This window comes from Streptomyces flavofungini, assembly GCF_030388665.1.
GTDB classification, from domain to species: Bacteria; Actinomycetota; Actinomycetes; order Streptomycetales; family Streptomycetaceae; genus Streptomyces; species Streptomyces flavofungini_A.
In genome coordinates, this window is record NZ_CP128846.1 from 6,815,294 (window position 1) to 6,833,489 (window position 18,196).

At 72.7% G+C, this 18,196-nt stretch carries 18 protein-coding genes; 6 read left to right on the top strand and 12 right to left on the bottom strand.

What is annotated here, in order from left to right; all coding sequences use genetic code 11:
- Positions 1–81: 81 nt before the first annotated feature.
- Entirely contained in the window at positions 82–1,491 is a 1,410-nt protein-coding gene (glnA, locus tag QUY26_RS29115) for a type I glutamate--ammonia ligase (protein WP_289951750.1), read from the bottom strand.
- Between the two features lie 200 nt (positions 1,492–1,691).
- Between glnA and QUY26_RS29120 the strand changes: the two genes are divergently transcribed.
- Positions 1,692–2,159 (top strand): RDD family protein, encoded by a 468-nt coding sequence (locus tag QUY26_RS29120; RefSeq protein WP_289951752.1) that lies wholly within the window; start codon positions 1,692–1,694, stop codon positions 2,157–2,159.
- Between the two features lie 167 nt (positions 2,160–2,326).
- On the opposite strand, the gene QUY26_RS29125 is transcribed toward QUY26_RS29120, so the two are convergent.
- From QUY26_RS29125 to lipB, 4 genes are all read right to left on the bottom strand, one after another.
- Positions 2,327–3,034 carry a DUF4191 domain-containing protein gene (locus QUY26_RS29125; RefSeq protein ID WP_289951754.1) on the bottom strand — a complete coding sequence of 236 codons (708 nt, stop codon included), beginning with the start codon at positions 3,032–3,034 and terminating at the stop codon, positions 2,327–2,329.
- A 30-nt stretch (positions 3,035–3,064) separates the two neighbouring features.
- The gene (locus tag QUY26_RS29130; protein WP_289951755.1) at positions 3,065–3,268 is read right to left on the bottom strand and encodes an SCO2195 family GlnR-regulated protein; all 204 of its coding nucleotides are present in this window, start codon (positions 3,266–3,268) and stop codon (positions 3,065–3,067) included.
- A gap of 405 nt (positions 3,269–3,673) precedes the next feature.
- Entirely contained in the window at positions 3,674–4,639 is a 966-nt protein-coding gene (locus tag QUY26_RS29135) for a lipoyl synthase (protein ID WP_087883784.1), read from the bottom strand.
- Positions 4,640–4,788: 149 nt separating this feature from the next.
- Positions 4,789–5,652, bottom strand: coding sequence for a lipoyl(octanoyl) transferase LipB (gene lipB, locus QUY26_RS29140; RefSeq protein ID WP_289951759.1), 864 nt, complete (start codon positions 5,650–5,652; stop codon positions 4,789–4,791).
- 255 nt (positions 5,653–5,907) lie between these two features.
- Here lipB and QUY26_RS29145 point away from each other — a divergent pair, with 255 nt between their 5' ends.
- Positions 5,908–7,350: a regulator gene (locus tag QUY26_RS29145; RefSeq protein WP_289951762.1), complete on the top strand. Its 1,443-nt coding sequence runs from the start codon at positions 5,908–5,910 to the stop codon at positions 7,348–7,350.
- Between the two features lie 44 nt (positions 7,351–7,394).
- Here QUY26_RS29145 and QUY26_RS29150 read toward each other — a convergent pair whose 3' ends face one another.
- From QUY26_RS29150 to QUY26_RS29165, 4 genes are all read right to left on the bottom strand, one after another.
- Positions 7,395–7,577 carry a hypothetical protein gene (locus QUY26_RS29150; RefSeq protein ID WP_289951763.1) on the bottom strand — a complete coding sequence of 61 codons (183 nt, stop codon included), beginning with the start codon at positions 7,575–7,577 and terminating at the stop codon, positions 7,395–7,397.
- A 5-nt stretch (positions 7,578–7,582) separates the two neighbouring features.
- Complete coding sequence (locus QUY26_RS29155; protein ID WP_289951764.1) at positions 7,583–8,968, bottom strand: family 20 glycosylhydrolase; 1,386 nt, start codon at positions 8,966–8,968, stop codon at positions 7,583–7,585.
- Between the two features lie 187 nt (positions 8,969–9,155).
- Positions 9,156–10,559, bottom strand: a complete 1,404-nt coding sequence (locus QUY26_RS29160; protein ID WP_289951766.1) for an NAD(P)/FAD-dependent oxidoreductase — start codon at positions 10,557–10,559, stop codon at positions 9,156–9,158.
- Positions 10,560–10,738: 179 nt separating this feature from the next.
- Entirely contained in the window at positions 10,739–11,716 is a 978-nt protein-coding gene (locus QUY26_RS29165) for a TIGR01777 family oxidoreductase (protein ID WP_289951768.1), read from the bottom strand.
- Between the two features lie 62 nt (positions 11,717–11,778).
- Here QUY26_RS29165 and QUY26_RS29170 point away from each other — a divergent pair, with 62 nt between their 5' ends.
- Both QUY26_RS29170 and QUY26_RS29175 read left to right on the top strand, forming a co-directional pair.
- The gene (locus tag QUY26_RS29170) at positions 11,779–12,267 is read left to right on the top strand and encodes a GNAT family N-acetyltransferase (protein ID WP_289956154.1); all 489 of its coding nucleotides are present in this window, start codon (positions 11,779–11,781) and stop codon (positions 12,265–12,267) included.
- A 199-nt stretch (positions 12,268–12,466) separates the two neighbouring features.
- Positions 12,467–13,609 (top strand): PP2C family protein-serine/threonine phosphatase, encoded by a 1,143-nt coding sequence (locus QUY26_RS29175; RefSeq protein WP_289951769.1) that lies wholly within the window; start codon positions 12,467–12,469, stop codon positions 13,607–13,609.
- A gap of 126 nt (positions 13,610–13,735) precedes the next feature.
- Here the strand turns inward: QUY26_RS29175 and QUY26_RS29180 are convergent, their stop codons facing one another.
- Positions 13,736–14,392 carry a TetR/AcrR family transcriptional regulator gene (locus QUY26_RS29180; RefSeq protein ID WP_289951771.1) on the bottom strand — a complete coding sequence of 219 codons (657 nt, stop codon included), beginning with the start codon at positions 14,390–14,392 and terminating at the stop codon, positions 13,736–13,738.
- Positions 14,393–14,533: 141 nt separating this feature from the next.
- Between QUY26_RS29180 and QUY26_RS29185 the strand changes: the two genes are divergently transcribed.
- Entirely contained in the window at positions 14,534–15,325 is a 792-nt protein-coding gene (locus QUY26_RS29185) for an SDR family NAD(P)-dependent oxidoreductase (protein WP_289951773.1), read from the top strand.
- Between the two features lie 86 nt (positions 15,326–15,411).
- Here the strand turns inward: QUY26_RS29185 and QUY26_RS29190 are convergent, their stop codons facing one another.
- The gene (locus tag QUY26_RS29190) at positions 15,412–15,933 is read right to left on the bottom strand and encodes a DUF4240 domain-containing protein (RefSeq protein WP_289956155.1); all 522 of its coding nucleotides are present in this window, start codon (positions 15,931–15,933) and stop codon (positions 15,412–15,414) included.
- 184 nt (positions 15,934–16,117) lie between these two features.
- Here QUY26_RS29190 and QUY26_RS29195 point away from each other — a divergent pair, with 184 nt between their 5' ends.
- On the top strand, positions 16,118–17,092 hold the full coding sequence (locus tag QUY26_RS29195; protein WP_289951775.1) for an SDR family oxidoreductase: 975 nt from the start codon (positions 16,118–16,120) through the stop codon (positions 17,090–17,092).
- 36 nt (positions 17,093–17,128) lie between these two features.
- Here the strand turns inward: QUY26_RS29195 and QUY26_RS29200 are convergent, their stop codons facing one another.
- Entirely contained in the window at positions 17,129–18,130 is a 1,002-nt protein-coding gene (locus tag QUY26_RS29200; protein ID WP_289951777.1) for a helix-turn-helix transcriptional regulator, read from the bottom strand.
- Positions 18,131–18,196 lie beyond the last annotated feature (66 nt).

Here is an 18,196-nt window from a genome sequence, read left to right on the forward strand (position 1 = left end):
CGGACACGGCGGAAGGCCGCCACCATGCCGGTGACGGCCTCCGGATCGCCGTGCGCACGCCCACTGCGGCGAATGCGCGGCTTAGATGTCGAAGTACAGCTCGAACTCGTGCGGGTGCGGCCGCAGCTGGATCGGGGCGATCTCGTTCGTGCGCTTGTAGTCGATCCACGTCTCGATCAGGTCGGACGTGAAGACGCCGCCCGCCTGGAGGTACTCGTTGTCCGCCTCGAGGGCGTCGAGGACCGCGGGGAGGGAGGTCGGGACCTGGGGGACGCCCGCGTGCTCCTCGGGGGCGAGCTCGTACAGGTCCTTGTCGATCGGCTCGGCGGGCTCGATCTTGTTCTTGACGCCGTCCAGACCGGCCAGCAGCAGCGCGGAGAAGGCGAGGTAGGGGTTCGAGGACGGGTCGGGGGCGCGGAACTCGACGCGCTTGGCCTTCGGGTTGGAGCCCGTGATCGGGATGCGCATCGCGGCGGAGCGGTTGCGCTGCGAGTAGACCAGGTTGACCGGGGCCTCGAAGCCGGGGACCAGGCGGTGGTAGGAGTTCACCGTCGGGTTGGTGAAGGCGAGGAGGGAGGGGGCGTGCTTGAGGATGCCGCCGATGTAGTAGCGGGCGGTGTCCGAGAGGCCCGCGTAGCCCTGCTCGTCGTAGAAGAGGGGCTCGCCGCCGGTCCACAGGGACTGGTGGACGTGCATGCCCGAGCCGTTGTCGCCGAAGATCGGCTTCGGCATGAAGGTCGCGGTCTTGCCGTTGCGCCAGGCGACGTTCTTCACGATGTACTTGAAGAGCATCAGGTCGTCGGCGGCGGCCAGGAGCGTGTTGAACTTGTAGTTGATCTCGGCCTGGCCCGCCGTGCCCACCTCGTGGTGCTGGCGCTCCACCTTCAGGCCGGAGTTGGCCAGCTCCAGGGAGATCTCGGCGCGCAGGTCGGCGAAGTGGTCGACCGGCGGGGCCGGGAAGTAGCCGCCCTTGTAGCGGACCTTGTAGCCGCGGTTGTCCTCGAGCGCGCCGGTGTTCCAGGCGCCGGCCTCGGAGTCGATCTCGTACACCGAGCGGTTCGCCGTGGTCTCGAAGCGCACCGAGTCGAAGACGTAGAACTCGGCCTCGGGGCCGAAGTACGCGGTGTCGGCGATGCCGGTCGAGGCCAGGTACGCCTCGGCCTTCTTCGCCACGTTGCGCGGGTCACGGCTGTACTGCTCGCCGGTCACCGGGTCGTGGATGAAGAAGTTGACGTTGAGGGTCTTGTCACGGCGGAAGGGGTCCACGCGGGCCGTCGACAGGTCGGCCACGAGCGCCATGTCGGACTCGTGGATGGCCTGGAAGCCGCGGATGGAGGAGCCGTCGAACATCAGCTGCTCGGCCGGGTCGAACGCCTCCGCCGGGACCGTGAAGTGCTGCATGACGCCCGGCAGGTCGCAGAACCGGACGTCTACGAACTTCACGTCCTCGTCCGCGAGGAACTTCTTGGCTTCGTCGGCGTTCTGGAACATCCAGCTCCTCCTGTTCCCGCCCGGGAAGGAGCGGGGTTGCAGCTCGGTGGTGCGGCCAGTGCGGTGGCACACGCTGGGACCCGACCATAGGGACGGGGGATTTCTCAAGCATGACCCATTTGTTTCGCCGAAGTTAACCGGCCCGGGTGCGAACGCGACCCGGACCCTGCCCACGAGGAGGCGCGCAGTACCGTGGACGGGTGGACAACAGGCAAGTAATCGGATCGTGGCTCTCCGGCCCCCGCGCGGCAGCCGAGGAGGCGGGCGTCGACTTCGGATACCGGGGAGAACGGCTCGGCCTGCCCGAGGAGGGCCCCGGCTCCGTCGCTCGGCCCGGCCGCCGCATCGGCGCCATCGCCATCGACTGGGGCCTGTGCATGCTCATCGCGTACGGCCTGCTGGCCCGCGGCAACCCGCAGGCGATGGGCAACTGGGCGCTCGGGCTGCTCTTCGTGATGAGCCTGCTGACCGTCGGCACGGTCGGCAGCACGCCCGGCAAGCGCCTGCTCGGCCTGCGCGTCGTCAGTGAGGACGGCGGCCGCCTCGGCCCCGTCCGCGTCCTCGTCCGCAGCGCGCTCCTGTGCATCGGCATCCCGGCCCTCATCTGGGACCGTGACGGCCGCGGCCTTCACGACCGGCTCGCCCGCGCGGTGCAGGTCCGGATCTAGGCTCCGGCTTTCGCATACGTCCGCATACGTCGATGGGGCGCCCCGAACCACTCGGTTCGGGGCGCCCCATCGACGTAACCAGTCAGTATCCGTCAGGATCCGACGCAACCAGTCAGGTCAGTCCGGTGCGGACGCACACGCGGCCGCTCAGAGGAACAGCGGCAGCGTCACCGCATCTTCGGGCCACCGCGCGGGATGCGAGCGCCCTTCGGCATGGGGCCCTTGGGCAGTGGCATGTTGCTCATCAGGTCGCCCATCGCCTTCAGGCGGTCGTTGGTCGCCGTGACCTGCGGGCCCTGGAGGACGCGGGGGAGCTTCAGAAGCGTGGTGCGAAGCTTCTTGAGCTCGACCTGGCCCTCGCCGTTGCCGACGATCACGTCGTGCACGGGGACGTCCGCGACGATGCGGGCCATCTTCTTCTTCTCGGCGGCGAGCAGCGGCTTCAGCCGGTTCGGGTTGCCCTCGGCGACCAGGACGATGCCGGCCTTGCCGACGGTGCGGTGCACCACGTCCTGGCTGCGGTTCATCGCGATCGCGGGGGTCGTCGTCCAGCCGCGGCCGATCTTGTCGAGCACCGCGGCCGCCGCACCGGGCTGGCCCTCCATCTGCCCGAAGGCGGCGCGCTCGGCCCGGCGTCCGAAGACGATCGCCATCGCCAGGAAGGCGAGGATGAAGCCGAGAATGCCCAGGTAGATGGGGTGGTCGAGCCAGAGGCCGATCGCGAGGAAGACACCGAAGGTGACGATTCCCACAGCCGCGATGATGAGACCGATCTTGGGGTCGGCCCGCCGGGTCATCTTGTAGGTCAGGGCGATCTGCTTGAGTCGCCCGGGTTCCGCGGCCGAAGCCGCCGCGGTGGTTTCCTTCCTCGCCATGCCTCGAAGTCTACGTGGCCCGGGAAGCGACTACGACGTGCGGGTTGCCCCGGCCTCTTCCAGTACGCGCTGTGCCTCGACCCGGTCCTTCGCGCGGCGCCGGTCCTCGAGGACGGACGTCCAGGCGTTGCGGCGCGCGGTGCGCTGGCCGCTGCTCATGAGCAGCGACTCGACGACGCGCAGCGCGTCGGTGACGGACGGGATGGCGGTGGCGCGAACGGGCGCGGCCTGCATGGTGATGCCCTCCGGGAAGCGACAGTGGACGGGGGAGCGCTACGAGGGAGTACCTGGTGCTGTGGGGGAGCTCGAGTGCTCTGGATGCTCTGGGTGAAGCTCGCCGTGCTCTGGGTAAGGCTGTACGTGCGGTAATACCAGGGTCACTGATTGGTGTTACCAGGGCGTGACCGACCGGTCAAACACCGATGAAACCTTGACGCGGGGCCCCGAAACGCTGACGCGGCCCATACGGCCCCCTTCACCTGCGGAGAACGTACGGGCCGCGTCATATCGGCCGCTACTGGGCGGTATTCGCTTGTGCGCGGATTCACACGCTTGCCGGAGGACGGCCCGCGCTCGCCGCCGGTCCGCCGCGCCGGGCGGGGCCGCCCGCCCGCGCCGCGATTCCGGTTGCGCCCGGCCTCAGACCGCCTGCGAGGCCACGTACGCGCCGCGCCGCTCGATCGCCATCTGGTACAGCCGCCCCGCGCGGTACGAGGAGCGGACCAGCGGGCCGGACATGACGCCGGAGAAGCCGATCTGCTCGGCCTCGTCCTTGAGCTCCACGAACTCGTGCGGCTTGACCCAGCGCTCCACGGGGTGGTGGCGCACCGACGGGCGCAGGTACTGCGTGATCGTGATCAGCTCGCAGCCCGCGTCGTGCAGCTGGCGCAGCGCCTCGCTGACCTCCGCGCGCTCCTCGCCCATGCCGAGGATCAGGTTCGACTTCGTCACCAGACCGGCCTCGCGGGCCTCGGTGATGACCTTCAGGGAGCGCTCGAAGCGGAAGCCGGGGCGGATCCGCTTGAAGATGCGCGGCACCGTCTCCACGTTGTGCGCGAGCACCTCGGGGCGGGAGGAGAAGACCTCGGCCAGCTGGTCCGGCTCCGCGTTGAAGTCGGGGATGAGCAGCTCGACCTTGGTGTGGCCGCCCTCGCGCTCGGCGGTCATCGCGTGGATCTGGCGCACGGTCTCGGCGTACAGCCAGGCGCCGCCGTCTTCCAGGTCGTCGCGGGCGACGCCGGTGATGGTGGCGTAGTTCAGGTCCATCGTGACGACGGACTCACCGACGCGGCGGGGCTCGTCGCGGTCGAGGGCCTGCGGCTTGCCGGTGTCGATCTGGCAGAAGTCACAGCGCCGCGTGCACTGGTCGCCGCCGATGAGGAACGTGGCCTCGCGGTCCTCCCAGCACTCGTAGATGTTCGGACAGCCCGCCTCCTGGCACACCGTGTGCAGGCCCTCGCTCTTCACGAGCTGCTGCATCTTCGTGTACTCGGGGCCCATTTTCGCCCGGGTCTTGATCCACTCGGGCTTGCGCTCGATGGGGGTCTGGGCGTTTCGGACCTCCAGGCGCAGCATCTTGCGTCCGTCGGGTGCGACTGCGGACACATCGGCTCCCTGATAGCTGGCGTAACTTCGATTCGTCGGCGCACCCCAGGGTACGCCCGCGATGTCATTGGACTTCACTCTGGCCAACCTCCGGCCCGAGGGGTGCATTCCCGCCCGGGTGCCCGGGGGCCGGCCCGGAGCCGGTGCGGCTAGGCGAGCGCGGTCTCGGGGGACCCGGCGGGGGCCGCTGCCGCCTCCCGCACGGGCTGCGGCACCTCGGCGGCCGGCTTCTCCACCACCCGCGGCTTGAGGTCCGCGTTCTCCAGGACGTCGCGCAGGTGCCGCTCGGCCACCGGCAGCACGTCGGCGATCGTGATGTCGCGGCCCACCTCGTGCGCGATGGACGTCACCCCCGCGTCACGGATGCCGCACGGCACGATCCGGTCGAACCAGGTGTTGTCCGGGTTCACGTTCAGCGCGAAGCCGTGCATCGTCACGCCCTTGGCGACGCGGATGCCGATCGCGGCGACCTTGCGGTCCTCGCGGCGCTGGCCGGCGTTGGAGGGCGCGTACTCCGGGCCGTTCAGACGGGGGTCGAACTCCTCGTCCGTGAGGCGCGGATCGAAGTCCAGGCTGAGGCCGCCGAGGGCCGGGCGCGACTCCACCGGATCGCCGAGGACCCATACGCCGCTGCGCCCCTCGACGCGCGTGGTTTCGAGACCGAACTCGGCACACGTTCGGATAAGTGCGTCTTCCAGGCGGCGTACGTGTGCTACGACGTCCACCGGACGCGGCAGCTTCTGGATCGGGTAGCCCACGAGCTGCCCGGGACCGTGCCAGGTGATCTTGCCGCCGCGGTCCACGTCCACGACCGGGGTGCCGTCCAGCGGGCGCTCGCTGTCCTCGGTCCTGCGGCCCGCCGTGTAGACCGGCGGGTGCTCCAGGAGCAGGCAGGTGTCCGGGACCTCGTCCGCGAAGCGGGCGGCGTGCACCCGTCGCTGCTCGTCCCAGGCCTCCTGGTACTCGACGGACTCCGGACCGAAACCCAGCCGGATGAATCGAATCTCGCCCACGGCACGTGCCTCCCTAAGAACCATCCGCGTGCACCGGACCCTGGCCGCCACGGAAACCTTCACCGTGCACGGATCGCGCCCCTGCCACTGTACGTCCGGCGGAATCCCGTCAGCCCTCCGGCCAATCCTCACACGATCGGATGAACGGAGCTTGAAGGTCGCGATGGGACCCGTATGGGCCGCTACATTCGCGCCGTTCATGAGGCCATAAGGGCTGCTCAAGGCAGGCCCGGAAGGCAGGAGACCGCACAGCTGATGACGGAACGACCCCCGCAGCGCACCCCCAACCGCCAGCTAGCCGCGCTCATCGCGGAAGCCGGGTTCTCCAATGCGGGCCTGGCGCGCCGCGTCGATCAGCTAGGGCTCGAGCACGGTCTCGATCTCAGGTACGACAAGACATCGGTGACACGCTGGCTCAGAGGCCAGCAGCCCCGCGGCACGACCCCCGCACTGATCGCGGAGGTCTTCACCCGGCGCCTCGGACGGCGTCTGTCCGCACAGGACCTCGGGCTCGACGCGTGCGCGCCCGTCTACGCGGGCCTGGAGTTCGCCTCCTCGCCCGAGGAAGCCGTCGACATCGTCGGCGGCCTGTGGCGCAAGGACTCCGGCAGCCACGCCGAACTGCGCAAGATCGCCTTCACCCCGGCCGGGCTCGTGGTGCCGAGCCGGGACTGGCTCATCGGCCGCGCCGACGAACGCGTCGCCCGCGGCGAGCCGCCGCAGACCCCTCGCGTGCCCCCGCAGGGCCGCCCGATCGTGCCCCGGCAGCGCCGCGACACCGACCGCGGGCCCGGCCACCGGGTCACCGGCGGCGACATCGCGGCCCTGCGCTCCGTCGGCGAGCTGTTCCGCGCGCTCGACCACGCCTACGGCGGCGGGCACGCCCGCCAGGCCCTGGTGCGCTACCTGGAGCACGAGGCCGAGCCGATGCTCCGCGGCACCTACGGCGAGCAGGCCGGACGGCGCCTGTTCGCCGCCGCCGCCGACCTGACCAGGCTCGCGGGCTGGACGTCGTACGACATCGCCGCGCACGGGCTCGCCCAGCGGTACTTCGTGCAGGCCCTGCGCCTGTCGCAGGCCGCGGGCGACCGCGCGTACGGCAGCTACGTCCTGGTCACCATGAGCCGCCAGGCCGTCTACCTCGGCCACGGGCGCGAGGCCGTGCAGTTGGCGCGCGTCGCCCAGCAGGGCGTCGGCGCGTCGGCGCCGCCCGTCGTGCAGGCCCTGCTGCACGCCGTCGAGGCGCGCGGGCACGGGGTGCTCGGTGAGGTCAGGGCCAGCTCGGCGTCCATGGTGCGCGCCGAGCGCGCCCTGGAGACGGCACGGCCCGGCGACGAGGTCCCGTACTGGGCGCGGTTCTTCGACGAGGCCCAGCTCGCCGACGAGTTCGCGCACTGCAACCGCGACCTCCAGCAGTACCGCGCGGCCGCCCAGCACGCCGAGCGCTCCCTGCAACTGCGCGCCCCCGGGTACGCCCGCAGCAGGCTCTTCTGCCGCGTCGTCCTCGCCACCGCGCGCCTCGGCCTCGGCGAGCTGGAGCAGGCCTGCCAGCTGGGCGCGGAGGCGGCCCAGGCGGCGGGCGAGATGCGGTCGGTGCGGGCGGTGGAGTACGTACGCGACTTCGAGCGCCGCCTGGAGCCGTACCGGGACGCGGCGCCGGTGCGGGGGTATCGCGACAGGGTCGCGGCGCTGGGCTAGCGGCCAGTGGGGGGCGGCCGGACCGTGGCCGTCCCCTGCCGGACTCACCGCAGCCGGGCGACAGCCGAGGCGCCCAACGCCAAGTCCCACGTGGCGAGGTCGTCCAGGTCCCCGCGCAGCGCGGCCCGCTCCGTACCGACGGACCGCATCGGCAACGGAACCGACGCGGCCACCGCGCCGACCCGCACCCCGTCCGCGTACAGGACCGTGCGACCGGGCGAGGCCACCCACGTCAGCCGGGGCTGCCCGCGTGCGTCCAGCCCTTCGGGTACGGGGCGTCGTCGAAGGTCCAGTGATGGCTCGGGCGGTCCTTCACCCGGGGGCGCTTCCACGCGGGCGTGGTGCCCGGGGGGTCGCCGACGCGGGCGGCGCGGGCCCGGAAGCCGGCCAGCGTGTCCGGCGTCGGGGAGCCGTTCCACGTGCGGTCGGCGAGGATCGCGCGGGCACCCGCCATGTGCCGCTCGAAGTACTCGTCGTCGGCCCAGAAGTTGTAGTCCGCCCAGTTCACGACGCCGGAGCCGAGCATGTCGGGGGTGTTGCCCGGTGCCCAGGTGTCGTACATCCAGGGCTCGTCGGGGTACTTGTGGTGATGGTTGTTCGGCGTGTTGTAGAAGGGGCTGATGGCGATCTCGTCATGGCCGGGAACGGCGGGCTCCGCACCCGTGCCCTCCCAGGTGAGGAAGACGACCGGGGCGCGCACGCGCTGCTGCGGGGCGGCCAGGTGCTCGGAGCCGTTGTAGACGGCGGTGCGCCGGCCGTGCGAAGTGACCACGTCGTCCAGGGTGTTGATGTACCGGTTGAGCAGGTCACCGAGGGTGGACACGTCGGGCGCGGCGGCCAGGTGGTCCTGGACGCGCGGGCACTCGGCGAGCTGAACCGGCACCTCCTCCGCGCCGATGGAGAACAGCGGCGCGTCGAACCAGCCCGCGAACTCGTCGACGATCTCCTTGCTCCTGGCGATCGCCTTCTCGCCGGTCATGTCGATGATCCAGTCCGGCGTGAGGTGGGGGTGCGTATGCGCCCCCGCGCACGCGCCTGGGCCCGAGCCGAACCCGATGCCGAACGCCTCACTGATCACCGTGGCGTGGCCGGGCAGCTCCAGACCCGGCATCACCTGCACGTGATGCCGTGCGGCGAAGGCCTTCAGGTCCTCGATGTCGGCGCGGCTGTAGCTGTAGCTGTGGTCGGGGTCGGCGAGGCCGGGGAACCTCGGGCTGTACAGCCGGAAGCCCTCGGACTCCGACAGGTGCAGGAACAGGGTGTTGAGCTTCTGGTCGCCCATCCTGCGGATCAGGTTCTGCAGATACGGGATCCGCCAGTACTTGCGCCCCGCGTCCACGTGGACCATGCGGACCGCCTGCGCGGGCCGGTCGAGCGAGCGGGCGCGCGGGACGGCGCGGTGGTCGGTGGCGGTGGTGCGCAGGAGTTGGAGGAGGGTGCGGGTGCCGTAGTACAGGCCGTGTGTGGAGGCGGCGGAGACGCGGACGGGGCCGGTGCTGTCGAAGCGGTGGCCCTCGGCACCCAGGGCCCGGTCAGGGGCGAGGGTCAGGACGATGTCGTCCCGGTCCGGCCGCCCGCCCGCGACGACGCGCGGTGCGACGCCGGTGACCTGTTCCATCTCCGTACGCAGCTGGGCCGCGACGGCCCGTACGGACTGGTGCGCGGGGCCCGGGAACTCGGCACGGCCGGACGGGTGACAAGACAGCGGGACGGCTTGAAGCCCCCGCGTGGGGGGCGCGGGGGCTTAGGGGGAGCCGGTCCGGCGAGGCGGACAGGTCCGATGAGTGGGCCTGCTGGGAGAGGGCTCAGGCGGCAGCGGGCAGCGGCTCCTCGGTGTCGGCCGTACGGATGCCGAGGTCGGCGAGCGCGGCGTGCGCCGCCCTGCGCCCGGAGTGCAGCGCGCCCTGCACCGTGCTGGTGTCGCGGTGGTCGCCGCACACATAGAGCCCCGCCAACAGCCGTACGGGACGGCGCAGGTCGTGCGGTGGCGGCATCGCGGGCACCGCCTCGCGCGTGCGGTGCACGGCAAGGAGCTCCCAGCGGTCGGTCGGGGTGCCGTACAGCTGCGCGAGATGGCCGCGCACGGACCGCTCCAGGTCGTCCGGGGGCGGGCCGAGGACGGTCGAGGACACCAGGGGCCGGCCGTCGGGCGCGCGCGTGGGGTCGACGTGGCTCACGACGGCCGTGTGGGCGACCGGGCCCGCCCGGTCGGCGTCCAGGAGGAGCGCGGGCTCGGCGAGCGGTGGCTCGGGGACCGTGTGGTGCACCACGGTGACCGGGTGGAACGGCGGTACGCGCAGGCCGGGCAGGAGCTCGGCGGCGGCGCGCGCGTCGGTGGCGAGCAGGACGCCGGCGCAGGACAGCTCGCCGTGCTCGGCGGTGGTGACGCGGTTCGCGGACACCGAGGTGACGCGGACGCCGGTGCGCACGGTGCCGGGCGGCAGCGCGCCCGCGAGCAGCTCGGGCAGGGCGTCGGCGCCGCCCTCGGGCAGGCACAGGCGGCCACGCGCGAAGGCGTGCAGGGCGAGGTCGGCGCACCGGCTCGACGTCGTCAGGTCCGGGTCGCACAGCAGTGCCGACAGCAGCGGGCGCAGGAACCCTTCGACGGTGCGCGGGGGCAGCCCGCGCGCGGACAGGGCCTGGGCCGCGGGCAGTTCGGGGCGCGCGAGGAGCCGTCGCACGGGGGTCGCCGCGATCCGGGCGAGCGCCGCGCCGAGGCGGGCCTGGTCGAGTGCGCCGCCCAGGGGCGCGGTGCGGGGCGACGGCCTCGATGGCCGTGGCGTGGTCCTGGACGAGGGTCGGGGCGGGGCACCCGGGGCGGTGCGCGCGGGCCGCGGCACTCGGGGGGCGCTCGCAAGGGCGCGCGCCGCTGTGAGTGCGCCCCTCGCGCTCCGTCCGCCGCTCGGCTCCGCCATGCGGTGGTGCCTGCCGGCGCTGTGCACCAGCAGACCGGGGGCGAAGGGGCGCAGGACGAGTGCGTCGAGGCCGGGTGTGTGACGCAGTTCCGGATACGACGTGGTCAGCAGTTGCCCGATCCTGTCGAGTCGGAAGCCGTCCACCTTCTCGGTCGACATCCGGCCGCCGACGTAAGGGGCGGCCTCCAGGACAACGGTCGTTACACCGGCGCTGGTCAGCTGGTGGGCGGCCGACAGTCCCGCGACCCCGGCTCCCACGATGACGACATCCGCATGGTGCGCAGGCTCTGGCACGTGCTCCTCCCGGAGGTTGCGCGGCTCGCTCGACTGCTGGGGAGCCTTATGCCCTCACGAGGGCGGTGGAATCCCCGAGTTCCGGTCGAGGGTAGGAGCGTGGACGGCCGCTGGGAGTCGCGCACGGACCGGGCATGGTCGCACGGTGGTCGCACGGCCGTGCGGGCGCGCTCGGGGCGTCAGGCCAGCGCGGCCCTGATGGCGTCCTCGATGCCGGGGTGGGTGAACCCGAACCCGGACTCCGTGAGGCGGGTGGGCAGGACGCGCTGGCTGCCGAGGACGTCCCCGGCCATCTCGCCGAGGACGACCCGCAGGGCGGGCGCGGGCGCGGGGAACGGCGTCGGACGGCGCAGCACCCGGCCCATCGTCGCCGTCACCTCGCGGTTGGTGACCGGCTCCGGAGCCGTCAGGTTGAACGGCCCCGACAGGTCGTCCCGCGCGAGCAGATGCCGCATCGCCGCCACCTCGTCGTAGAGCGCGATGAAGCTCCAGTACTGCCGGCCGTTCCCGAGCCGCCCGCCGAGGCCCGCCTTGAAGAGCGGGAACATCCGCCCCCAGGCTCCGCCCTCGCGCGCGACCACCAGGCCGGTGCGCGTGAACACCGTGCGCACGCCCGCGTCCTGGGCCGCGGCGGCCGCCTGCTCCCACGCCACGCACATCGACGGCAGGAACCCCTCCCCAGGAGGAGCCGTCTCGTCCACCGCGCGCTGACCGGTGTCTCCGTAGTAGCCGATCGCGCTGCCGTTCAGGAACACCCGGGGCGGCTCGTCGAGGGCCGCCACGGCTTCCGCGAGCGTCCGGGTGCCGAGCACCCTGCTGTCGCGCAGCTCGCGCTTGTACGCGTCGTTCCAGCGCCGGTCGCCGATCCCGGCGCCCGCCAGGTTCACGACGGCGTCACAGCCCGCGAGCCCGGCGGCGTCGACGTACCCCTCCTTGGGGTCCCAGCGCACCTCGTCCTTCGCCCGCGGAGCCCGGCGCACGAGCCGGACCACCTCGTGGCCGTCCTCGGACAGCGAGCGCGTGAGCGCGGAGCCGATGAGGCCGGAGGCGCCGGACACGGCGACGCGGCGCGGCTCGTGCGGGGGCTCCGCCGGGTCCGCCCGGTTCGCCCGGGTCAGCGGGTCCGTCGACTCCGGGGGTGACGCGTGCTGCTCCATGGGGCCATCCTGCCGTGAAAGGGACGATCGTGCTGTCGTACGCCCGCCGTACAGTGGCGCTCATGCAGCAGTCGTACATACGCACCGCGCGGGCCGACGACGACGCCGCCCTGGCCCGCATGGACCGCGCGAACTGGTCCACGGTGCACTCCGTGCAGCCACGTCCGCAGCCTCCCTACGAGCCGTTCTTCTCCGAACGCTTCGGCCCCCGCGACCACTTGGTCGCCGAACTCGACGGGCACGTCGTCGGCTACATCAGGCTCGGGTTCCCCACCCCGCTCGCCGTGAACGCGCACGTGCGCCAGATCCTGGGATTCGTTGTCGCCGAGGAGGCGCGCGGCAAGGGCGTGGGGCGCGCGCTGCTCCAGGCCGTGGTGGCGGAGGCGCGCCGCCAGGGCGCGCGCCGCATCACGCTGCGCGTGCTCGGGCACAACACGGCGGCGCGCGCGCTCTACGAGTCCGAGAAGTTCGTGACCGAGGGCGTGCTGCCCGGCGAGTTCCTCCTGGACGGCCGGTACGTGGACGACGTCCTGATGGGCCGCTCGCTCTGACACCGGGCCGCCCCGACCCGGGCGGCCGGCCTCCCGGAGCGCCCGGTCCGCCACACCTGACGGCCCGGCCCGGCGTGCGCCCACCACGCGCGCGTAGGAGCGTGGACACGTCCTCCGCCGAGCGTGGACACGCGGGCCGCGCGAGGACGCGTCCTGCGCGGGCGTGGGCACGTCCTCGGGCCCGCGGGAAGGAGCGTCGATGATCAGGGCTGCGGCCAGGCGGCGCAGCGCCCGGGACGCGGGCTGGCCCCGTGGCGCGCCGACGCCTCCTTGGGCGCGCTGGCCCGCGCCGGTGCTCCTGGTCCTGACGTGCGTCGTCCAGCTCGTGACCCCCAGGACGCTGGACCTCAGCTTCCTGCTCGCCGCCGTGCCGCCGCTCGCCGCCCTCGCCTACGGGCCCGCGGCCACCGCGCTCCTGGGCGGCATCGTCCTGCTGCTGCTCTCCCTGCCGCACTTCGACCTGGGGCACCCAGGGACGAGCGACGCCGCGACCGTCGCCTTCGTGGCGGTGCTCAGCGTGCTCTTCTCCTGGGTGCGCAGCCGCCGCGACGCCCAGCTCGTCACCGTCCGCACGGTCGCCGAGGCGGCCCAGTTCGCGGTCCTTCCGCCGCTGCCGGAACGCGTGGGCCCGGTGCGCTGCGCGGGCCTGTACCGGGCGGCGCAGCGCGGCACCCTGGTCGGCGGTGACCTCTTCGACGTACGCAGGGGGCCCTGCGGAGTGCGGGCCCTGGTCGGCGACGTGCAGGGGCACGGGCTCGCGGCCGTCGGGACCGTCGCGGCGCTGCTCGGGGCCTTCCGGGAGGCGGTGCTCGACCAGGGCGACCTGGAGGGTGTCGCCGCCCGCCTCGACCGGCGCCTCGTCATCGACTCCGAGGACGCCGAACACGGTGAGCCCGGCGAGCTCTTCGCCACCGCCGTCCTCCTGGAGTTCGGCGCCACGGCCGGAGAACTGCGCCTGGTCTCCTGCGGTCACCCGCCGCCCCTGCTGCTGCGCGACGGCGCGGTCACCGAACTCGACGTCACGCCGGGACCGCCCCTCGGCCTCGGGATCGCTGGGGTCGTGCCGCCCGAGCCGGTCGTCGTCGGCCTCGAACCCGGCGACTGGCTGGTGACCGTCACGGACGGCGTGACCGAGGCGCGGGACACGTCCGGGGCCTTCTATCCGCTGGTGGAGCGGCTGCCCGCGTTCTTCGAGGCGCAGCGGCACGACCCGGCCGCCTTCACGGACGCGATCTGGAGGGATCTGGTCCGTTTCTCCGGTGGGGTACGGGACGACGTGGCGCTGTTGGTGTTCGTGGTGCTGGAGGAGGGGGCGGGGGAGAGGGCTGCGGCAGGGGCGTAGAGGGGAGGAGAGGGCTGTGGTGGGGCGTAGAAGGGAGGGGTGGGGGAGGAGAGGGCCGTGGCCGGGGCGTAGAGGAAGGGGCCGGGGTGCGGAGAGGCGGGAGCGAGCCTCCGGCAGCCGTCCGCCTCACTTCTCCAGGAGCCGGAGGCCGCCCGTCAGTTCGCGCAGGCAGCGGACCGCCAGTTCCGCGGGGGAGCCGGGGCCGCGCGGCGGGTCGTCCGTGGCGGCCCAGGTCTCCATGGCGATCCGGATGGCGTCGGTGGCCGCCGCGGCGGCGAGCCGCACCTCGAGCCCGTCGGCACCCTCGCCCACGAGCCGGGCCAGCACGGGGACCAGCTGCTCCTCGGACTCCTGGTTCACCCGGTACCAGACCGCGCGCAGGGCCGGGTCGTCCTGAGCGGCGCGGAGCAGGCCGCGGGTCCACTCCAGGGCCTCGTCGGTCCGGGCGTCCGTGGGGGTGAGGGCCTCGGCGATGGAGCGTTCGAGCGCGGTCGGCACGGCGGCGTCCAGGTCCGCGAGGCGGGCCCGCCACTGGGCGGCGCCCCCGGCGAGGAGCGGCGCGACCGCGTCCTGCTTGTTGCGGAAGTAGCGGTAGAAGGTGCGCAGCGCCACGCCCGCACGGTGCGCGATCTCCTCGGCGGTGGTGCCGTCCGGGCCGCGCTCGGCGAAGAGTTCGGCGGCGGCGCGGGCGATGTCGAGCTGCGTGGCCGCCTTGCGGCGCTCGGTCAGCGAGGGGCGGGTCGGCTGCGGCGCTCGCGTGGGCTGCGGCGGTTGGGTGCTCACGTTCGAAGCCTACGCGGGACACCGCCGGAATTCACAAAATGACGCTATGGCAAAACGTGCCATGAGGGCGTACATTGAAATCAGTTGGACCGTGCCGGACCCGCAGCGGGTCCGGCTGTCCGAGGCTGATCGGAGAGACCCATGAACCTGACGCGTTACGCGGACCGCCGCGCCCTCGTCACCGGCGGCGGCTCGGGCATCGGCCAGGCCACCGTGCTTCGCCTGCTCGCGGAGGGCGGCAGAGTGGTGGCCGCCGACGTCAGCGAGGCGGGCCTGAAGGACACCGAGCAGAAGGCGGGCGCCGACGCGGTCCGGCTGACGACGCTCGTGGTCGACGTGGCGGACGAGTCATCGGTGCGCGCGGGCGTGGCCGCCGCCGTCTCCGCGCTCGGCGGCCTGGACGTGCTGGTGAACGCGGCGGGCGTGCTGCGGTCCTCGCACACGCACGAGACCAGCCTCGAATCCTTCGAGCAGGTGCTCAGGATCAATCTGACCGGCACGTTCCTGATGATCCGCGAGGCCGTCCCGGCACTCCTCGAAGGCGAGGACGCGGCCGTGGTCAACTTCAGCTCCACGTCGGCGGCGTTCGCCCATCCGTACATGGCGGCGTACGCGGCCAGCAAGGGCGGCATCCAGTCCATGACCCACGCCCTGGCGAGCGAGTACGCGAAGCGGGGCATCCGCTTCACCGCCGTCCAGCCCGGCTCCATCTCCAGCGGCATGACCGACGGCAGCGGCGCCAGCGGGCAGAGCCGCGGCCCCGGCCTGCCCGAGGACGCGGACCTGAGCCTGTTCGTGAAGCTGACCCCGGCGCTCGGTCAGGGCTTCGCGGCCCCCGAGACGGTCGCGTCCGTCGTCGCGATGCTCGCGTCCGAGGACGGCGGGTTCATCACGGGCACGGAGATACGGGTGGACGGGGGCACGCACTTCTGAGCCCTCGGACGAGGCGGCGGGCCGCACGGGCCGCCGGGGGACGGCCTGCGGGGGACGGTGTCCACGCAGGCGCGCCAGGCCCGGCGTCAGCGTGCCGCGAACCGCTCCCACAGCTTCGGGTAGCGCTCGGCGAGCGCGCGGTCGTCCTCGAAGTCGATCGGGGAGCCCTCCGGCTCCGGAGGGGCGGGCGCGATGCCGAGGTCGGGGGCGACCACGCCGGTCATCCGCTCGTAGGCCTCGTCGGCGGCGTAGCCCAGCTCCTCGCCGTCGCCGTCGATCTCGTCGTCGAAGTCGTCGAGGAGTTCCGCCAGCGAGTCCGGGTCGTGCACGGCGCCCTCGAAGACCTCCCGGCCCTGCCCGATCAGCCAGCACCGGAAGTAGTCGAAGGCATCGTCGCTCGCCCCGTCGAGAACGATCCAGGCGGCGCCCCACAGATCCCAGCGATAGGCGCGGTTGTAGCGGGCCTCGAAGTGCCGCGCGAAGTCCAGGACGGCGTCCGGGTCGTACTCGAGGAGCTTGTCGATGACCAGCTCGGCCTGGTCCTCGGGGTCGCCCTCGGCGGCCTCGCGGGTGCTGTCCACGATCTCCCAGAACTCCGTCTCGTCCATCACGGGTCAAGCATCGGTCCTGGGCGGTGGGGGCGCACGCGGAGTGCGCCGGAATGCGGCTGTGTCGTTATGTGTGCACATGCCCGTGGAAAGACCGACAGGAGATGTCGGCTTTCGCTGCGAGGCTCCGTCCATGGAGAACACACAGCAGTCGGCACACCGGGCGAGCGGAGCGGAGAGCGCAGTGACGAAGCCGGAATCCGAGGGGACCGGGACGACGGGCAAGGACCGGAACCTGACCGGGAAGATCGCGCTGGTGGCGGGGGCCACGCGGGGGGCAGGGCGGGCCATGGCGGTGGAGCTGGGCCGTGCGGGAGCGACCGTGTACGTGACGGGGCGGACGACACGGCAGCACACGAGCGAGGTCGGCCGGACCCAGGAGACCATCGAGGGCACGGCGGAACTGGTCAGCGCTGCGGGCACCGAGGCGGGCACGGGTGGCACGGGCATCGCGGTGCCGACGGACCACCTCGACCCCGAGCAGGTGCGTTCCCTGGTCGAGCGGATCGAGCGGGAGCAGGGCCGCCTCGACATCCTGGTCAACGACATCTGGGGAGGTGACGTGCATGTCGAGGGGGACAAGAAGATGTGGGAGCACGACCTGGAGAAGGGCCTCAGGATCCTCCGCCTGGGCATGGAGACGCACATCGTCACCAGCCGCTTCGCACTGCCGCTCCTGATCCGCAACGCCGGCGGCCTCGTCGTCGAGGTGACCGACGGCACCGAGGAGTACAACCAGCGCTACCGCAAGCCGTTCTACTACGACCTGGCGAAGGCGGCCCCGCTGCGCATGGCCCGTGCGCTCGCGGAGGAGGTGGAGGAGTACGGCTGCACGGCGCTGTGCCTGACGCCGGGCTGGCTGCGCTCGGAGGCGATGCTCGACACGTACTTCAAGGTCACCGAGGACGACTGGATGGCGGGCACGAAGCAGAACCCGCACTTCGCGATCTCCGAGACACCGACGTTCGTGGGCCGGGCCCTGGTCGCCCTCGCCACCGACCCCGACGTGGCGCGGTGGAACGGCGCGTCCCTGTCCAGCGGCGGCCTCGCCAAGGAGTACGGCTTCACGGACGTGGACGGTTCCGCCCCGGACGCGTGGCGGTACATCACGGAGGTGGACCAGGAGAGCGAGGAGGCGGATGTGACCGGCTACCGCTAGAGCGGGCGGCGGGGAGGGGAGCCCTCGGCGGGGCGGCTAGCGGTAGAGGGCGGCCATGCGGGTCGCCGTCGCGGCGAGGCGGTCCCGCAGCTCCGGCGGCCCGAGGACCTCGGCCTCCGGGCCCAGCGTGAGGAGTTGTGAGTAGGCGACCACGGTGGACTCGACGGGCAGGGTGATGGTGACCCAGCCCCGCTCGTCGGGTTCGGCGTCCGCCAGGGCCTCGTGGGCAGCGGCGCGGTTGGTGACGTAGGGGAGCTGCCGGGCGCCGTCGGGGGACAGGCGCAGGACGGCTTGGTCGCGCAGGATGGCGCGGGCGAACTGGGCGGCACGCTCCTCCCAGAACCCGGGCAGGTCGAAGTCCTCGTCGCGCACGAAGCGGCTCTCGCCGTGGGGTTCGACGGAGGTGAAGCGGTCGATGCGGTAGACCCGGTAGGAGCCGGAGCCGGAGGTGGGATCGGAGCCGGAGGTGGGGTCGGGGACGCGGGCGCACAGGTACCAGACGCCGGCCTTCAGGACGAGGCCGTAGGGCTCCAGTTCGCGGGCGACCTCGGAGTCCTGGCGGCGGTAGCGGGCGATGAGGCGCCGGTCGTCCCACACGGCGTCAGCGACGGCGGGCAGCAGGGCCGGGGCCGGGGTCTCCTTGAACCAGCCCGGGGCGTCCAGGTGGAAGCGCTGGGCGGCGCTCTGGGAGGCGTCGCGCAAAGAGGGGAGCAGAGCGGCGGAGACCTTCAGGCGGGCTGCGGACGCGGCGTCCTCCAGGCCCATCTCGCGCAGCGCGCCCGGTACTCCGGACAGGAACAGGGCCTCGGCCTCGCTGCGGGCGAGCCCCGTCAGGCGGGTCCGGTACCCCCCGATGAGGCGGTAGCCGCCCGTCCGGCCCCGGTCCGCGTACACCGGCACACCCGCCTCCGACAGCGCCTGCGCGTCCCGCGTGATGGTGCGCTCCGAGACCTCCAGCTCCTCCGCGAGTTCGGCGGCGGTCATGGAGGCCCGCGACTGAAGCAGGAGCACCATCTTGATGAGCCGGGCAGCACGCATGCCCCCATGATGCCGCGCGCCCTCACGTGACGGCGCCCGGCACCGGGACTGAGGGGCTCGACCGGC